Source organism: Streptomyces thermodiastaticus, assembly GCF_014656135.1.
GTDB classification, from domain to species: Bacteria; Actinomycetota; Actinomycetes; order Streptomycetales; family Streptomycetaceae; genus Streptomyces; species Streptomyces thermodiastaticus.
Genome location: NZ_BNBV01000073.1, coordinates 1 through 1,057, shown reverse-complemented (window position 1 = coordinate 1,057; position 1,057 = coordinate 1). Strand labels below are relative to the sequence as shown.

The 1,057-nt window shown below is 68.6% G+C and carries 1 protein-coding gene; it reads right to left on the bottom strand.

The genetic code is table 11. The features are described 5' to 3' along the window. The coding region (gene ispG, locus IE286_RS26880; protein ID WP_189799359.1) for a flavodoxin-dependent (E)-4-hydroxy-3-methylbut-2-enyl-diphosphate synthase at nt 1-1,057 on the bottom strand (1,057 nt) is incomplete at both ends.

The following is a 1,057-nucleotide window of genomic DNA, read 5'->3' as shown; positions in this document are numbered from 1 at the left end:
GCGGCGAGCTTCATGGCCTCCTCGATCAGGGTCTCCACGATCTTCGACTCCGGCACGGTCTTGATGACCTCGCCCTTCACGAAGATCTGCCCCTTGCCGTTGCCCGAGGCCACACCCAGGTCCGCCTCACGCGCCTCACCCGGACCGTTGACCACACAGCCCATCACCGCGACCCGCAACGGCACCTCCATGCCCGTCAGACCCGCGGTGACCTCCTCCGCCAGCTTGTACACATCCACCTGCGCACGCCCGCACGACGGACACGACACGATCTCCAGACCCCGCTGCCGCAGCCCCAGCGACTGCAGGATCTGCAGCCCCACCTTGACCTCCTCCACCGGAGGAGCCGACAGCGACACCCGGATCGTGTCCCCGATCCCCTGCGACAGCAGCGCACCGAACGCCACCGCCGACTTGACGGTCCCCTGGAACGCCGGACCCGCCTCCGTCACACCCAGGTGCAGCGGATAGTCGCACGCCTCGGCCAGCTGCCGGTACGCCTCGATCATCACCACCGGGTCGTTGTGCTTCACCGAGATCTTGATGTCGCGGAAGTCGTGCTCCTCGAACAGCGACGCCTCCCACAGCGCGGACTCCACCAGCGCCTCCGGCGTCGCCCTGCCGTACTTCTGCAGCAGCCGCTTGTCCAGCGACCCCGCGTTCACCCCGATCCGGATCGGCGTCCCGTGGTCCTTCGCCGCCTTCGCGATCTCCTTGACCTGGTCGTCGAACTTCTTGATGTTGCCCGGGTTCACCCGGACCGCGGCACACCCCGCCTCGATCGCCGCGAACACGTACTTCGGCTGGAAGTGGATGTCCGCGATCACCGGGATCTGCGACTTCCTCGCGATCACCGGCAGCGCCTCCGCGTCGTCCTGCGTCGGACACGCCACCCGCACGATCTGGCACCCGGCCGCCGTCAGCTCCGCGATCTGCTGCAGCGTCGCACCCACGTCCGACGTCCGCGTCGTCGTCATCGACTGCACCGACACCGGTGCGTCCCCGCCCACCGCGACCGGCCCGACATGGATCTGCCGGCTCCTGCGCCGCTCGGCGA